The following is a 15,483-nucleotide window of genomic DNA, read 5'->3' as shown; positions in this document are numbered from 1 at the left end:
GTCATTGTCCCAGGCCGTTCGGGGGGTGTGAGGCCTGGCTTCGGCGTGCCTCCACCACCGCCGGGGCACCGGTTGCTATCGGGTGTGGGCGCGCAGGCCGTCCATGCCGGAGGACGACAGCGGTGCAGGACCTCGGGCGTGTCCCGCGCGGAGACAGGAGAAGCTGGATGCTCAAGGGATCAGTTCGTGCGGCACTGTCGGCGACGGTGCTGGCAGTGACCACGGGGGCGGTCGGCCTGGTCGGGGCGGTTCCGGCCGCGGCCGGCCAACTCACCGTGGTGAACTGCGACGGCGACCCCGTAGCCCTGCAACCTGCCATCGACAGCGCCGCCCCGCGGGCGACGCTACTGGTGAGCGGGACCTGCACCGGCCCCTTCACCATCACCAAGGACCTGACCCTGACCGGCCTCGAACCCGCCGTCCTCGACGGCAACCACGCCGGCTCCACCGTCACCGTGACCGGAGCCGTCCGGGTGCGACTGGACAGTCTGACCATCACCAACGGCACTGGCGGCAACGGCGGCGGCATCCACAACAACGGCGGCACGCTGGAACTGAACGGCTCCACGGTGGAGCACAACACGGCAGGCCCGGGCGGCGGCATCTACAACAACGTCAACAGCACGGTGACGGTGACCGGCTCCACGGTACGCAGCAACACCTCGCATTCCGGCGGCGGCATCATCAACTTCGGCACCGTGAGGCTGACCAGCTCCATCGTGGAGCACAACACGTCGACAATCGACGGCGGCGGCATCTACAACAACTTCGACAGCACGGTGACGCTGAGCGGCTCCACGGTACGCAACAACGAGGCGGCAAGGTCCGGTGGCGGCATCTACAACATCTTCAACAGCACGGTGACGCTGAGCGGCTCCACGATGCGTGACAACACGGCGGGAGTCGACGGCGGCGGCATCTGGAACGACATCAACAGCACGGTGAGGTTGACCGGCTCCACGGTGCGTGACAACACGGCGGGGATCGACGGCGGCGGCATCTGGAACAACGACGACAGCACGGTGACGCTGACCGGCTCCACGGTGCGCAACAACCGCCCGGACAACTGCGGTGGGTCCGCTCCCGTCCCCGGCTGCACCGGCTGACGCCCCCGGAAGCCGGCGGCTGCTCGGGCTCCGCCCTGCCAGGGATATCACGCCCTACTCCCTGGCGGGTCGGCGCGATCCGCGAAGGTGCCCTCCAGCATGCCGGTGGCCTGGCCGACTTCGATCAGGTGGCCGTCCGGCTCCCTGAGGTAGCAGCGGAGTTCGGCCTTGCGGTCGAGGGGCTCGGTGAGAAACTGCGCACCCTTGGCTACCGCCTGCTCGTAGAAGGCCGCGATGTCGGCAACCCGCACATTGCCACTCGTCTGCTGTTGCCCTTCCGCCGCCGCCAGGGCGCGTCCCGGGCCTGTGCGGGCGACGGGCATCCTGACCGGCGGCGGCCACCACATCCATGAGCCTGCCCACCGGGGTGCCCGACACTCACCGGTCGACCCAGCGCTCCGGATCGGTCTCCAGTGATGCCCGGTCCCATCCGGCCCCGTCCGCGGCCGCCACGTAGGTGCTGTGCAGGAAGCCGGCGAGTGTGCGGTCCGGATCGTCGGCGGTGCGCACCGCCTCGTACGGCAGCAGGAACTGCCGGTTCTGCCTGCTGTAGAAGGCATCCGACGGGGTGACCGGGCTGTCGGCGAACCCGGCCGGCTCGGGGTAGGCGTACGAGTAGAAGGCCCCTTCGTCCCCACCGCCTGGCCAGAACCCGCAACTGCTCAGCTCGTGCGAGTAGCCCTCCTCCATGACCCAGTCACCGCAGTTCGGTGCGCCCCCGGGATGTCTGGGGGCACGCCGCCCTGAGAACCGGGTGCACGCCAAGTCCATGGCCCCCCAGAAGAAGTGCACCGGGCTCGCCTTGCCGACGAAGTGTCCACGAAACGCACCCATGACACGGTCGGCCTGCAGGAGTTGCCGCCAGAACAACTGCGCCGCACGCGGGTCGTAGGTGTGGTGCTGGTAGTCCACCGAGAACGGGACCGCCGGCTCGACCTCGTTCGGATGGCCCTGGATGGTTGTGGGTACGCCCAGCTCCTCCAGCGCTTGCCCGACACAGACGTAGAAGTCGGCCACCGGGATGGACTTCAGGGCGATGCCGCGGGCACCGCCGTCACTGGTGCGCAGATGCAGCATGTGGTCGACGAAGTCGAACTCGATGTCGAAGGCTCTGGCGCCGTAGGGAACGGCGGAGGTGGTCAGTCCCCGCGGAGTGACGTAAAGGACCACCTGCCACCAGTGGTTGAGCAGGGGAGCGTGTGCCAACCGGATCTTGCCCACGATCTGAGTCCACATGTGCAGCGTTTCGCGGGTCTCGACCCAGTCGTCGACGCGCAACCGCGGCCACGCCGACCCGGCCCGGGAGGTTTCCGTCGTCCCCATGATGGTGGTCCTCTGCTCGGCCTCCCACAACTCCTCGCGTCGCCGGTCGCCCCCCAATACACCGTCGGCACAGGCCCAAGTCGCCCGCCGCGGCAGTGCCCGACATGCGCCGGCGCTGCCCCACCTCGCGCCCGGTCGATGCCCCCTGGGCTGACCAGGTAAACCGTCGGACGAACGCAGAGTGTGAGTCGATCCCCGTCTCGTCCACCTTGCGCAGCGTTCTGCTCCCCCGCAACTTCGACATCACCGAAGCACGCGTGTGCCCATGAGCCCCGCTGTCCCGGGCCCCCACGCAAGATCCAAGGCCCTCCGGTCCATGCGCCCCTTCCAGGCTCCGCGTGCACCGCTTCCGCACCTCCCGAATCCCTCCCAGGCGCAGCATTCCGAGTAACGGCGTGCTCATCGCCCCGCTCCGAAGGGGAACTTCAATGAGGGCCGTCGAGCACGGCGTCCTTCGTCTCTGCCGGTCGAGCCGATTCGTCGGCGGCCCGCCCAGTCGCCCCGAAACGGGCCAGGTAGTGCCACACCTTCTTGACCGCCTGAAGGTCATGGCGGTCGTCACGTGCCGCGTCTCCGACGATGCGAGGGTCGAGTACGCCGCCGACGGCGATCCGCGTGCCCAGGTCGACGTACTCCTCACCACGGTAGTCGGGGTGACGGCGGAGTTCCTCGGCCGCGAGACGGAAGCCCTGGTGCCACTCCACGGGGCAGCCGAGGCGCAGCGCCGCGGCCTCGACAGCCGTGTCCTGGTAGCAGGGGTCCAGGACAAGCGCCTCCACATCGCGGTCCAGTCGGACCGGTCCGTGCACTTGGGCTTCGATGTAGTCGTCCAGGTCGTCCTGGCTGTCGGCCAGGGCACGTTCGATGAGCCCCATGCGGGCGGCAACAGCGAAGTCCGATGGTTCGAGGAAGCTGTCGGGGTAGCAGAACGTGGTCCGGGCCATCGTCCGGGCAGTCAGCCGGAGGTGGGCGGAGCCGAACCGCGGCGCTCCGCCGACCGGCTTGCGACGAAAGTTCAACGCCCCGTAGACGGGCCGCTCATGATCAGGCGCTTTGTCGTACGAGCCGTTGAAGATCCGGCTCTCCCAGAGCCACCGGTCTCCGCCGGGGTGGGCGGTCAGCCCACCGTTGCTGGTCCCCGTCACGAACTGCGAGCGGTAGACGCCGTCGTCAGCGAGAGCGTCCAGGATCGGCCGGCCCTGTATCAGTCGGTCGGGGTGGAAGTTGAGGGTCACACGCAGCGACGGATCCACCGGAGGGCCCGACGCCAGTGCCGCGACATGACGAAGGGCCCGTTCCTGCGGTGTCCGGGAGGCTTCGGAGCTCATCCGTGCAGTGTCCCCCGAGCCTTTCGACCGGTGCACATGGATTTCGTGGCGCCGGCTTGCGCCTGGGTAGTCGAACACGACGATCTCCGAGGGGTGCTGGGCAACGAGCGTGGCTGAGTAGCCCACCTGGATCGGGCGGGCAGCGGGAGGCAGACGCCACGGGCACGAGGAGTCCGTGTCCGCAGCGGAGGCACGTGTCCGGGCCTCCGCGTCCGCCTCGGCATCGTTGCGGAGCTCGTCGAAGCGTCGGCCTCGGCATCCTGTCCCGCGTGGACAATGACGTCGGGGCCGACGGTTTCGATGCCGCTCTCAGCAGTGGGCCGACCGGCCCATCCTTCTGGCGGCGACCGACGCCGCCGTGAGCAGTCGCCGGACCGGTCGGGAGGGGCGCTCCAAACTGAAGGTGCGGCGGCCCCGTCGGGGCCAGAGCTCCAGCGCCCGCAGAAGAGCGGAGTCGGCGAAGGTGACCCGCGACGCGTCAACGGTCAGACGCGAGTAGTCGGCCGCCGCACCGGCGAGCAGGTCTCGCAGCGGGGCGGCACTCAAGTGGTCGATGTCGCCCTGCAGATGCAGATGCAGGACGGCGCCGCGACCGGCGTAGGAGCGGACGATCGTTATGTCGCCGGGCGCGGCGCTGTCCGCGCTCGTCTCGGCCGTCGTGGTGGGGGCGGTCAAAGGTTTCGGTGCCAGTATCAGACTGGTGATTGCGGTACTCACGCGGTGATCAACCGACTCCGCCGTGGCCGGGGAACGCGCGATCACCCCTGAGGAGCGGCGCGTCCCTCCGGCGGGGGAAATCCGCCACCCACAGGAAGCAACCAGGCCCTGCCGTGCGGCTGCCACCGAACAGGTGCGCGACGGGGGTGGCGGAGGACGATGCAGCGCCAGCCACCCGCCGCCCGCCGCCCGATAGCGCTCGTCGCGCACCGCTCGTCACGTCGTCACGCGCTCCGAAAGGCGACGCCCTGTGCTTGAGCTCGCCGGCGCCGATGCCGTGCTCGCCGCTGGGCGAGTCGCTGTGCGTGGCCTGCTGAGGCGGTCCACCGCACAGGCCCGCGGCCGGGCGCGTGCCGCAAGGCGTCCGGCCGCTCACGGGACCGGACGAACGTCCGACTTCGGCCGCGAGGGCCAAGGCCCACCGGGGGTGGTCGCCAAAGGGCCAGTCCGCGCACGAACCCCCTCCGACCAGGGGCTACGGACCCTCGGTCGGAGTAAAGTCAAGTCACTGGGCGCACTTCGCGTCCCCGCCTTCCCGTAGGGTCGATCCCGGCGATCGACAACACCGGAACGTCCCCGACCCGCCCGGTCGACGGGTGCCGACGAGGTGACGTTAAGGGCGCCCTGAGCAGGGAACCCGCGGGTGGACGGGCGATGGCGCAGCCCTCGGCTGCTCATCGGGGCCGTCGGCCTGCGGCCGAGGGATGTGAGAAGCCATGGAGACAGTCATCACCGTGGCGGCGATCCTCGCCATGATCGCTGTCGGGGTCGCCCTGATCCGGCGCCTCGACGCTCAGCACGGTGCACGGATCGCGTCCTACCACTACAGCGACCTCAGGCCGGGGATCCGCCGCCGTCGGCCGCACAAGCACCGTCGGCCGACCGACCGGGCCGCCGGCACGGAGAACCGCGACGGCGACCCCGGATGACGGCCCGGTCCCTCGCCGGCGCTTGCAGCGTCACGCCGGCCACTCAGGGCAACGGCAGGGCCGACCGGGGTGTCGGCCGTCGGCATGACCCCACCTGGAGACGACGTCCATGAACGAAGCTGTCGAGTCCATACCGGCCGCCGGGCACGCCGAGGTCCGCATCGTCGCTGCCGACCCCGAGACCGCCCGGCGCGTCGCCGAGGTGCTCCGCCGCTGTTTCGCCGGCGACGAGCAGCGCAGCTACCCCGCGGGGCGCGAGGGAGGCACGAGGCTGCAGCTCACCGTGGACACCACGCGTCCCGCCGGACCAGCGAGGTCTTGGCTGTCCTCCAGCAGGCCGTCGTCCGACGACACCCCGGAAGGGCCGCCGACACCGGCCGCCCACGATCCGCTGAGGGAGCAGAACGCATGATTCGGCCCGCCGATATCCGCGAGTGGCGCGAACACGACGTCGTCGACGAGAAGGGCAACAAGATCGGTTCGCTCGAAGCCGTCTACGTGGACACGAGCACCGACGAACCGGCCATGGCCACGGTCCGCTCGGGGCTTCCCACCCGTCAGCGCCTGTTCTTCGTCCCGATCGTCGAGGCCGTCGTCGGGCCCCGCTACCTCCGGGTCCCGTACGCCAAGGGCCACGTCAAGAAGGCGCCCTCCATCGACACGGACGGTGTCCTTCCCGCCGAGGACGAGCGAGCGATCTTCACGCACTACGGCATGGCCTACCGTCCCGGGGCGAACGGTGTGCGGCAGCTCGCGCGCCGCTGAACAGAGTGCCCTCAATCGCTGTCCGTCGAAGGAGGTGCTCGTCGTATGGCGCTCTTCCTGTTCCTGATCATCATCGCCGTCGTGCTCGGGATCGTCGGCGTCGTCACCGAGGGTCTGATGTACCTGCTGATCATCGGCATCGCCGTCCTGGTGCTCGATGTGGCCTTCTTCGGCGTCCGCTGGTCCCGGCGCGCCCGCCCCGCCCGTTAGGGGATTCCGATGCGCACGGTCCATGGCCAGGGCGGGGATCGGCCATGCCCGTGACCGTGGGAACCTCGGGGTGGCAGTACAAGGACTGGCGGGGCGTTCTGTATCCGCCCGGCGTCCCGCAGCGGTTGTGGCTGGAGGAGTACGCCGGGCGGTTCGCCACCGTCGAGAACAACAACGCCTTCTACCGGCTCCCCACCAAGGAGGTCTTCGCCTCGTGGCGCGAGCGCACGCCGGACGGTTTTGTCATGGCGGTCAAGGCCAGCCGCTATCTGACGCACATCAAGCGGCTGCGCGACCCGGCTGAGCCGGTGCACCGTCTGATGGACCGCGCCGCCGGACTGGGCGACCGGCTGGGGCCCGTGCTGCTCCAACTGCCGCCGAACTTCCGGGTGGACACCGAGGCCCTCGACGCCTGCCTGGAGTGCTTCCCCCGCCCGGTCCGCGTGGCCGTCGAACTGCGTCACGCGTCGTGGTGGGCGGAGGAGCACCGGCTCCGTACGGTGCTGGAACGGCATGGCAGCGCCCTGTGCTGGGCCGACCGGGGGTCCCGCCCGGTGACCCCGCTGTGGCGGACGGCACCCTGGGGCTACGTACGCTTCCACGCCGGGCTCGCGCAGCCGTGGCCGCGTTACGGCCACCAGGCACTGCGTTCCTGGGCGGGCCGCATCGCCGACGCGTGGCCGGACGAGAACGACGTGTACGTCTACTTCAACAACGACCCGGGCGGCGCGGCCGTCCTCGACGCCACGAAGTTCGCCCACGCGGCGACCGCGGCCGGCCGCACGGTGAGCCCCACGCCTCCGAGACACCGAGTGGGCGGGTTCTGACCCGCGGGCAGGCGCGGGCGGGAGGGGCGGCGGCGGCCCCGTTCGGCCAGGTCAGGACAGACCACGCGGCCGTCGCTTTCAGGGCGTACGGGCGATGCGGTAGGACGACAGGGCCCAGATGACGAAGAGGTCGATCGCGATCACGATCACCGACCAGACCGGCGCGTACGGCAGGAACAGGAACTGCAGGATCAGGCTGAGGGAGACCAGCAGGATGCCGGTGTAGCGCGCCCAGGCCGCGCCCTTGAGCACTCCCGCGCCGGTGAGGGCGACGGCGAGGCCGAGGACGATGTGGATCCAGCCCCAACCGGTGAGGCTGATGCGGTACACGTAGTCGCCGACCTTGCCGTACACGTCGCCCTCGACGACGGCGGCGATGCCCTGAAGCAGGACGAGGACGCCGCTGCAGAGCATGAGGACGCCCGCGAAGGCGACCCCGCCCCTGACCCAGCCGCTGATCGGGTCGGTGTCATGGGCATCTGAGCGGCCGTGCGGGCCGTGGCCGGCCGTTCGTTGCTGGTGGCTCATACGGTGTCCTGTTCGTCGTCCCGGCCACGCGGCGTGAACGGGCTTCGAGCATCGGCCCGGGCAGGGGCGGCGGCCATTGGGGTACGGCTGTCCGAGTGACCCGGCCGGGCGCGGGGCGGTGTGCGCCGTTCGGCGGTGCACGGGTGGCGGACGGCCGTCGGCGGCGCCGATCGTGGGCGCAGGTGGGCGCGGACGGGGCGTCGTCCTCGGCGTCGGGCGGGAGGCGGACAAGTGGCGGACCGCATACGCGGCGCGGGACCGATGCGGCTGAGGCTGCTCGGCGGCTTCCTTGCGCTCCTCATGACGGTGGCGTACTTCCTGCTCCCCCTGGAGGAGGTCGGCCCGCACCGACCCGTCATCAGCTGGACGCTCGTCACGCTGGCCCTCACGCTGGTCGCCCTGCTGCTGCTGTTCCAGGTCAGGGACGTCAACACCGACAGGCCGGGCACCCGCCCCGGCATCGCCATCCCGCTGCTGATGTGTCTGTCGCTGCTCGTCTTCTCCGGCGCGTACCACGCCCTGGCCAGGGACCCGGGCCAGTTCGTCGGCCTGCGGACGAGGCTGGACGCGCTGTATTTCACCATTGGCACGCTGGCGACCGTCAGCTACGGCGACGTCACCCCACAGGGGCAGACGGCCCGCACGGTGACGCTCGTTCAGATCTTCTACAACTTCGTCTTCCTCACCGCCGGCGCGACCGCGCTTTCCCGGTCGCTCCGTACCCGGCTCACGTCCGGCCGAGGGCGGGACGGCGGCGCCGGCAAAGACGACGGAGACGGGGACAGTGACGGTGACGGTGACGGTAACGGCGGGAGTGACAGCCGCGGCGGTGATGTCAGTGGTCGCCGAGATGATGGACGGCATGACTGACGAGCCCTTCCCCCGAGCCGCCGACAACGAGCGTGCCCTCAACGAGCGTGCTGTCGCCGAGTACTGGGACGCCGCGGCGGACGCATTCGACGACGAACCGGACCACGGGCTGCGGGCACGGCGCACTCGGCAGGCATGGGAGCGGCGGCTGCGGAGCTGGGTGCCGGACGGGCCGTGCGACGTGCTCGACGTCGGCTGCGGGACCGCTTCGATGTCCCTGCTGCTCGCCGGAGCCGGCCACCGGGTCACCGGGGTCGACCTGGCGCCACGGATGGTCGGGCAGGCGCGTGCGAAATTCCAAGACGCCGGGCTGGAGGGGGTCTTCCTGGTCGGGGACGCGGCCGCGCCGCCCATCGGGGACCGGCTCTTCGACGTGGTGCTCTGCCGGCATCTGGTGTGGACACTGCCCGAGCCCGAGGCCGCGCTGCGCCGATGGGTCGGCCGACTGCGCCCCGGCGGGCGGCTGGTGATGGTCGAAGGCCGATGGCGGGAAGCAGGGCAGAGCGCCGTTCCTTATGTGGCGGGGGCGGACGCGCTGCCGTGGCACGGCGGCGTCACCGCACGCCGACTGACCGCCGCCGTAAGCCCGCTGGTCGCCGGTGTACGCGTCGAACGGCTCGACGGCGAGGCCGACCTGTGGGGCGGACCGGTGAGCGACGAACGCTATGCGCTCATCGCTGTTACCGGACCCGTGACGGACGAGCCGGGCGACGGCGCCGCGGGTGCCCTGGACGATCACCCGGTCGGGTCGTGAAGTAGGTTCTTCTGCCGTCGGGTTGGTGACATCCGGCGTCTTGTCGGAACACATCGGGGTTGGTGCGCAGGTGCTGGTGGCAGATCGGTACCGACTGGAAACGTCCATCGGCCGGGGCGGGATGGGCGAGGTCTGGCGCGCCTCGGACGAGGTGCTGGGCCGGCAGGTCGCGGTCAAACTGCTGCTGGGCGGCGACACCGACCCGTCGGCCGCCGCACGGTTCCAACTGGAGGCCCGGACAGCGGCCCGGCTGAGCCACCCGCACCTGGTGGCGGTGTACGACTTCGGCGCCTGGCAGGACCGCTTCTTCCTGGTCATGGAGCTCGTCGAGGGCACCAGCCTGGCGCAGGCCCTGACCTCGGAGGGCAGGCTGAGCCCCGAGCGGGTCGCCCATATCGCCACGCAGGCGGCCGCCGGTCTGGCCGCGGCCCACCGCCAAGGGGTCGTACACCGGGACATCAAGCCCGGAAACCTGATGGTGGACACCGAAGGAACGGTCAAGATCGGGGATTTCGGCATAGCCCGGTTCGTCGACGATCCCGGCGCGGCGCTCACCACTACTGGCCAGATCGTGGGCACCAGCCTCTACCTGGCACCCGAGCGGGCGCTGGGGCAGCCCGCGGGCCCGGCCTCCGACATCTACTCCCTGGGCTGCGTCCTCTACCAGCTGCTCGCAGGGCAGCCGCCGTTCCGGTCGGACACCGCCACCGGAACGCTGTACCAGCACGTCGACGCCGTCCCCGTGCCGCCTCGCCGGCTCGGCGTCGACATGCCCGGCGCCTTCGAGACGTACCTGGTAGGGCTGCTCGCCAAGCAGCCCGGAGACCGGCCCACCGCCGAACAGGTCGCGGACTGGTTCCGCTGGGACTCCTGGCGGGGACGCCCCCAGCCGTTGCCCCCGCCACTGCCGCAGTCCGCCCCCGCACAGGCACCGGCATCCGTAGCGACACCTCCCCCGGTGACCGGCCCCCGGCCGACGCCTGCGACGACATACGCGCTGCCGTCAGTGGCCGGCGCGCGGGTGTCGTCACGGCACCGGCCCCGGACGCTGCTGCAGCGGCGCCCTCTCGTCACCACCGGAATCGCCGGTGCCGTGGCCTTCGTCGCCTCGGTGCTGGTGGGGATGGTCTGGTTCTCGCCCGGCGACCCGCCGGACAACCTCCCGACCGCGCCCGCCCCGCCGGCGGAGCTGGCCCCGTCGACCGAACCGACGCCGTCAGCGGACGTGTTGCGGGAGGAGCCGTCCGCGGACGGGCTGGTGTCACCGACGGTCTCCGCCGACGGCGGCACCGGGAGCGACGAGGAGCAGGAGGCTCAGGACGGGGAGTCGCAGGACAGGAAGCGAATGCGGGACCGGCACGACCGCGACGACGACCAGGACTGATCCCGCCGGGTCGTGCCGGGTTCGTCGCGGGTCGGGTCGGGTCGGGTCGGATCGGGCCGGGTCGGATCGGGCCGGGGTCGTCGCGGGATGGGCCGGGCGGGTCCGGCGAGGTCAGGCCCTACCGGGTCAGGTCAGGTCAGGCCAGTGCGATGAACAGGCCGAGCGTGAGCAGGGCGAGCCCGCCGCCGTACAGGGCCAGCGTCAAGGAGCGGGCCTCCGTCGAGGGGTCGGCACCGCCCGCGCGGGCGAAGCCCACGGCGGATTTCAGCAACAGGGCGAGAGCAGCCACGCAGAAGGCGGCGATCAAGGAGTCCGTCACCCGGCGACGATCTCACGGGGTGTCAGGTTCCGCATGTCGGGAGGGCGCCGCATCCGGGCCGGCGAGCTCCGTCAGGGTGTCCGTCAGCCACGTCGTCCAGAACGTCTCCAGTTCGATACCGGCTCGCAGCACCACATGACGCAGCCGGTCCTCCCTGCTCGCCCGGCGCTCGGGCGGGAAGTCGCGCTCCTCGATCGCGAGGTAATCGGCCAACTGGGCCCTGTGCAGCTCCAGATGGCGTACGAGCTCCGCTTCCATGCCCGCGCCTCCCACCACGGCCGCCGCACGCAGACGCAGCAGCAGCGGATCGCGGATCTGCCGGGGGTCCTCCGAGCGGTTCACCCAGGCCGCCAGTTCATCCCGGCCCGCCGGCAGGACCTCGTAGTCCTTCTTCTGCCCGCGGGTCGGCTGCTCGGACGGCAGGGCGCGGATGTGGCCGGCCTGTTCGAGCTTGCCCAGCTCCCGGTAGATCTGCTGGTGCGTGGCCGACCAGAAGTAGCCGATCGACCGGTCGAACCGGCGGGTCAGCTCCAGCCCGGAAGAGGGCTTCTCGAGCAGGGCCGTGAGGATGGCGTGCGGCAGGGACATGGGCGCATGGTAGGACTCGCGTCACCACGGCCTGCCACGCGCCCGGCCCGGCCGGCGCCCGGGCGGAAACGACCGGTGCCTTCGACGAAAACGGCCGGCGCCCGGGACGAACCCGGCCAGTGCCTGGTGGACCCGGTCGGCGGCCCGGACGGACCCGGCCGGGCCGCCGAGGCGAACGCGGCGCCGGGTTCGCTCCGTGGACCGTCAGCCCGCCCAGACCTCGGCGTCGTCGGCCGGAACGGTGGTGGCGAGGCCGAGCTCCTTGCGGGCGGCGACCGTCTTGTTCGGGTCGATGCCGGTGAAGGCCGGGTCGTAGGCGATGTAGAACGCGTCGGCGTCGGCGGCGTTCGCGGCCTTCTTCCAGTGGCCGGCGGTCTTCTCCAGCTGCGCGCGCAGCTTGCCGGTCTCTGTGCCCTTGATGTCCTTCATGCCCTTGACGTGCGCGTCGAGGGCGGCGGCGACGGCCTTGGCCTGTCCCTTGTAGCCGTCGAGGTCCTCCTCGACGTTCTGCGCCTCGGGCTGGTTCGCCCACAGGGCGTCGTAGACGGCGTTGGCGCCCTTGAGGTAGGTGGCCTGCTCCGGCTTCGACGAGTCGGCCTTCAGGGAGCCGGTGAACGTGCCGTTCTCCTTGGTGTAGGTGCAGCTCACGGCGCGGTCGCCGGTCGTCCAGCTCTCGGTGGTCGGCGTGTAGTAGAAGATGTCGACGCCCTTGGGAAGCGCCCAGGTGTCCGGGGCGAACTTCGCCGCCTCCGCCGGGCACCGCTCGTCGGCGATCGCCGTGATCGCCTTGTCGCCGGGGAAGGACTTGGCGTCGTCGAGCGTGAACTCTCCGACGACCTGGGCCTCGTGCGCCTCGCCGCAGGGCACGACCTCGATGGCGAGCGCCTCACCCTCGGCCTTGCCGTTCGGGTTGTAGCAGTCCCCGACGGCGAGGGAGAACACCGACCGCTGGCGGGCCACCTTCTCGGCGCCGTCCTTGGCACTGTCGACGACGGAGCAGCCCACCGTACCGACCGCGAGCAGGGCGACGACGGCAGATATGCCGCGCAGGGGGCGTGACGGGGTGCGGAGAGCCATGACGCGTACATCCTCTTATGAAAGTCTTATGAATGACGTGCGCATGGTATGCCACCTGTGTGCCGGGTCGTGGACGGGTGAAACGGCCCCCCGGGGGCGACGCGAACACGTCGTCCCCGGGGCCGTACACACAGGTCGGACCTGCGCCTCCACCTGTCCCGGGCGCCGGCCAGGACGCGTGATCAGAGGGTGGCCGCCAGCCTCGTCCCCTGGTCGATGGCGCGCTTGGCGTCCAGTTCGGCCGCCACGTCCGCGCCGCCGATGAGGTGGACGGCCCGGCCGGCGGCGGAGAGCTCGTCGTACAGGGCGCGCTGCGGCTCCTGGCCCGTGCAGAGCACCACTGTGTCGACGGGCAGCACCGACGCCGTGCCGTCGACGGTCAGGTGCAGGCCCTCGTCGTCGATCCGCCGGTACGTGGCGCCCGCCGTCATCGTCACGCCGCGGTGCTTGAGTTCCGTGCGGTGGATCCAGCCCGTCGTCTTGCCGAGGCCGGCGCCGACCTTGCTGGCCTTGCGCTGGAGGAGGTGCACGGACCGCGGCGGGGCCGGGCGCACGGGTGTGGTCAGTCCGCCCCGGGCCGCGTAGTCGGTGTCGACTCCCCACTGGCGGAAGTACGTCTGCGCGTCCAGGCTCGCGCCCTCGCCGCCGTCGGTGAGGAACTCGGCGACATCGAAGCCGATACCGCCGGCGCCGATGACGGCGACCCGCTCGCCGACGGGCGCGCCGTCGCGCAGCACGTCGAGGTAACTGACCACGCTCGGATGGTCGATGCCGTCGATCTCGGGCGTCCGCGGCGTCACGCCGGTGGCGACGACGACCTCGTCGAACTCGCCGGCCGGAAGGTCGTCGGCGGTGACGCGCTCGCCGAGGCGCACCTCGACGCCGTGCTCGCGCAGCTGCGTGCGGAAGTAGCGCAGCGTCTCGTCGAACTCCTCTTTGCCCGGTATGCGCTTGGCGATGTTGAGCTGACCGCCGATCTCGTCCGATGCGTCGAAGAGCGTGACGGTGTGGCCGCGTTCGGCCGCGGAGACGGCGCAGGCGAGACCGGCGGGGCCCGCGCCGACGACGGCGATGCGCTTCTTCAGACGGGTGGGAGCGAGGACGAGTTCGGTCTCGTGGCAGGCGCGCGGATTGACCAGGCAGGACGTGATCTTGAGGCTGAAAGTGTGGTCCAGGCAGGCCTGGTTGCAGCCGATGCACGTGTTGATGGTGTCCGAACGACCGGCCCGCGCCTTCGCCACGAAGGCGGGGTCGGCGAGGAACGGCCGGGCGAGCGAGACCATGTCGGCGCGCCCGTCGGCGAGCAGTTCCTCCGCGACCTCGGGCGTGTTGATGCGGTTGCTCATCACCAGCGGGACCGAGACGGCGCCCATCAGCTTCTTGGTCACCCAGGTGTACGCGCCGCGCGGCACGGACGTCGCGATCGTGGGGATACGGGCCTCGTGCCAGCCGATCCCGGTGTTGATGATCGTCGCACCGGCCGCCTCGATCCCCTTGGCGAGCGTGACCACCTCTTCGAGCGAGGAGCCGCCGGGCACCAGGTCCAGCATGGAGAGCCGGTAGATCAGGATGAAGTCGGTGCCGACCGCCTCGCGCGTGCGGCGGACGATCTCCAGGGGCAGCCGGACGCGGTTCTCGTACGAACCGCCCCAGCGGTCGGTGCGGTGGTTGGTGGCGCTCGCGATGAACTCGTTGATGAAGTAGCCCTCGGAGCCCATGATTTCGACGCCGTCGTAGCCCGCCGACTTCGCCAGCCGGGCGGCCCGTACGAAGTCCTCGATCGTCTCCTCGATCTCGGCGTCGGTCAGCGCGCGCGGGACGAAGGGGCTGATGGGTGCCTGGAGGGCGCTGGGCGCGACCAGGTCCTGGTGGTACGCGTATCGGCCGAAGTGCAGGATCTGCATGGCGATCCGGCCGCCCTCGGCGTGCACGGCGTCCGTGACGACGCGGTGCTGCGCGGCCTCGTCCTCGGTGGTGAGCTTGGCGCCGCCCTCATAGGGACGGCCGCGGTCGTTGGGGGCGATTCCGCCGGTGACGATGAGCCCGACTCCGCCGCGGGCGCGCTCGGCGTAGAAGGCAGCCATGCGCTCGAAGCCGCGTTCCGCCTCCTCGAGCCCGACGTGCATGGAGCCCATCAGGACACGGTTCGGCAGTGTGGTGAACCCGAGGTCGAGCGGGCTGAGCAGGTGCGGGTACGCGGCCTGTCCGGCCGCGGCGGTGCTCGTGCTGCTGTTGGTGCTCGTACTCATCGGGTGCCTCCTCGCACGGGTGTCCTTTGTTTTCTAGCCGCACCCTCCCCCTTATGCAACAAAGTGCATAAATGATTCGCACCACAGGGCCGTCCCTGCGGTCGGACAAATTCGCTCATCAGCCATACGGGTGATCCTGGTCATACGACTACGTTCCGGACCTCTACCGTGTCCTCGTGGCGGGATGGCAGCACGTGAGCGCACTGGGGATCGTGGCGATTCTCGGAACACAGGGGGCCGTGATCGGCACTCACGCATCTGACGCGGCCAACGGGCCGGGGCACCCGGAGGTGACGGCCGGTGCACCCGACCGCGAGCCGGAGCCGGCCCCCCGGCCCCCTCCCGGACCTGAGGCCGCATCGGCCCCCACACCTGAGCCCGCACCGAGCCAGGCACCGCCGACCCTGGCGGTGGCGGTGTCGCTGCCCGGCCTGGGCGGGGCAGCGCTCTCCGTGACCGTCGGGCTCGGGGAGTGCCCGCCTCCGACGCCCTCACCCCCCACGCCCACC

The 15,483-nt window shown here is 70.8% G+C and carries 17 protein-coding genes and 1 pseudogene; 9 read left to right on the top strand and 9 right to left on the bottom strand.

Features of this window, described 5'->3' with window-relative positions; all coding sequences use genetic code 11:
* Window positions 1-167 precede the first annotated feature (167 nt).
* Entirely contained in the window at window positions 168-1,106 is a 939-nt protein-coding gene (locus tag ACIQ7Q_RS06805) for a hypothetical protein (protein WP_403857149.1), read from the top strand.
* 47 nt (window positions 1,107-1,153) lie between these two features.
* Here ACIQ7Q_RS06805 and ACIQ7Q_RS06800 read toward each other — a convergent pair.
* The 4 genes and pseudogenes from ACIQ7Q_RS06800 to ACIQ7Q_RS06785 all read right to left on the bottom strand — a co-directional run.
* Window positions 1,154-1,360: pseudogene (locus ACIQ7Q_RS06800) on the bottom strand (VOC family protein); the annotation flags it as partial.
* Window positions 1,361-1,484: 124 nt separating this feature from the next.
* Complete coding sequence (locus ACIQ7Q_RS06795; protein WP_403857146.1) at window positions 1,485-2,429, bottom strand: DUF5996 family protein; 945 nt, start codon at window positions 2,427-2,429, stop codon at window positions 1,485-1,487.
* Between the two features lie 425 nt (window positions 2,430-2,854).
* Window positions 2,855-3,757: a DUF3626 domain-containing protein gene (locus tag ACIQ7Q_RS06790; protein WP_403857143.1), complete on the bottom strand. Its 903-nt coding sequence runs from the start codon at window positions 3,755-3,757 to the stop codon at window positions 2,855-2,857.
* A gap of 309 nt (window positions 3,758-4,066) precedes the next feature.
* Complete coding sequence (locus ACIQ7Q_RS06785) at window positions 4,067-4,474, bottom strand: STAS domain-containing protein (protein ID WP_403857140.1); 408 nt, start codon at window positions 4,472-4,474, stop codon at window positions 4,067-4,069.
* 716 nt (window positions 4,475-5,190) lie between these two features.
* Between ACIQ7Q_RS06785 and ACIQ7Q_RS06780 the strand changes: the two genes are divergently transcribed.
* The 5 genes from ACIQ7Q_RS06780 (at window position 5,191) to ACIQ7Q_RS06760 (ending at window position 7,205) form a co-directional block, all read left to right on the top strand.
* On the top strand, window positions 5,191-5,403 hold the full coding sequence (locus ACIQ7Q_RS06780; protein WP_403857137.1) for a hypothetical protein: 213 nt from the start codon (window positions 5,191-5,193) through the stop codon (window positions 5,401-5,403).
* A 109-nt stretch (window positions 5,404-5,512) separates the two neighbouring features.
* Window positions 5,513-5,815 (top strand): hypothetical protein, encoded by a 303-nt coding sequence (locus tag ACIQ7Q_RS06775; protein WP_403857134.1) that lies wholly within the window; start codon window positions 5,513-5,515, stop codon window positions 5,813-5,815.
* Window positions 5,812-6,168, top strand: coding sequence for a PRC-barrel domain-containing protein (locus ACIQ7Q_RS06770; protein WP_403857131.1), 357 nt, complete (start codon window positions 5,812-5,814; stop codon window positions 6,166-6,168). The genes ACIQ7Q_RS06775 and ACIQ7Q_RS06770 overlap by 4 nt, the downstream gene beginning before the upstream one ends.
* A gap of 45 nt (window positions 6,169-6,213) precedes the next feature.
* Complete coding sequence (locus ACIQ7Q_RS06765) at window positions 6,214-6,378, top strand: hypothetical protein (protein WP_403857128.1); 165 nt, start codon at window positions 6,214-6,216, stop codon at window positions 6,376-6,378.
* 44 nt (window positions 6,379-6,422) lie between these two features.
* Window positions 6,423-7,205, top strand: a complete 783-nt coding sequence (locus ACIQ7Q_RS06760) for a DUF72 domain-containing protein (RefSeq protein WP_403857125.1) — start codon at window positions 6,423-6,425, stop codon at window positions 7,203-7,205.
* Between the two features lie 78 nt (window positions 7,206-7,283).
* Here ACIQ7Q_RS06760 and ACIQ7Q_RS06755 read toward each other — a convergent pair whose 3' ends face one another.
* Window positions 7,284-7,733 (bottom strand): hypothetical protein, encoded by a 450-nt coding sequence (locus tag ACIQ7Q_RS06755; protein ID WP_403857122.1) that lies wholly within the window; start codon window positions 7,731-7,733, stop codon window positions 7,284-7,286.
* 231 nt (window positions 7,734-7,964) lie between these two features.
* On the opposite strand from ACIQ7Q_RS06755, the gene ACIQ7Q_RS06750 reads away from it, so the two are divergent.
* From ACIQ7Q_RS06750 to ACIQ7Q_RS06740, 3 genes are all read left to right on the top strand, one after another.
* A complete protein-coding gene (locus ACIQ7Q_RS06750) occupies window positions 7,965-8,603 on the top strand; it encodes a potassium channel family protein (protein WP_403857119.1) in 639 nt (212 codons plus the stop codon).
* Window positions 8,596-9,357, top strand: coding sequence for a class I SAM-dependent methyltransferase (locus ACIQ7Q_RS06745; protein ID WP_403857116.1), 762 nt, complete (start codon window positions 8,596-8,598; stop codon window positions 9,355-9,357). Before ACIQ7Q_RS06750 ends, ACIQ7Q_RS06745 begins: the two co-directional genes overlap by 8 nt.
* A 70-nt stretch (window positions 9,358-9,427) precedes the next feature.
* On the top strand, window positions 9,428-10,741 hold the full coding sequence (locus tag ACIQ7Q_RS06740) for a serine/threonine-protein kinase (RefSeq protein ID WP_403857113.1): 1,314 nt from the start codon (window positions 9,428-9,430) through the stop codon (window positions 10,739-10,741).
* A 136-nt stretch (window positions 10,742-10,877) separates the two neighbouring features.
* Here ACIQ7Q_RS06740 and ACIQ7Q_RS06735 read toward each other — a convergent pair whose 3' ends face one another.
* The 4 genes from ACIQ7Q_RS06735 to ACIQ7Q_RS06720 form a co-directional block, all read right to left on the bottom strand.
* Window positions 10,878-11,060, bottom strand: a complete 183-nt coding sequence (locus ACIQ7Q_RS06735) for a hypothetical protein (protein WP_403857110.1) — start codon at window positions 11,058-11,060, stop codon at window positions 10,878-10,880.
* Between the two features lie 12 nt (window positions 11,061-11,072).
* On the bottom strand, window positions 11,073-11,648 hold the full coding sequence (locus ACIQ7Q_RS06730) for a PadR family transcriptional regulator (protein ID WP_403857107.1): 576 nt from the start codon (window positions 11,646-11,648) through the stop codon (window positions 11,073-11,075).
* 204 nt (window positions 11,649-11,852) lie between these two features.
* Window positions 11,853-12,725 carry a septum formation family protein gene (locus ACIQ7Q_RS06725; protein ID WP_403857104.1) on the bottom strand — a complete coding sequence of 291 codons (873 nt, stop codon included), beginning with the start codon at window positions 12,723-12,725 and terminating at the stop codon, window positions 11,853-11,855.
* A gap of 182 nt (window positions 12,726-12,907) precedes the next feature.
* Window positions 12,908-14,974 (bottom strand): FAD-dependent oxidoreductase, encoded by a 2,067-nt coding sequence (locus ACIQ7Q_RS06720; RefSeq protein WP_403857101.1) that lies wholly within the window; start codon window positions 14,972-14,974, stop codon window positions 12,908-12,910.
* Window positions 14,975-15,483 lie beyond the last annotated feature (509 nt).

The organism is Streptomyces sp. NPDC096176 (assembly GCF_044763255.1).
GTDB lineage: Bacteria > Actinomycetota > Actinomycetes > Streptomycetales > Streptomycetaceae > Streptomyces.
The sequence above is the reverse complement of the archived record's forward strand: the minus strand, read 5'-3'. Positions and strand labels throughout refer to the sequence as shown.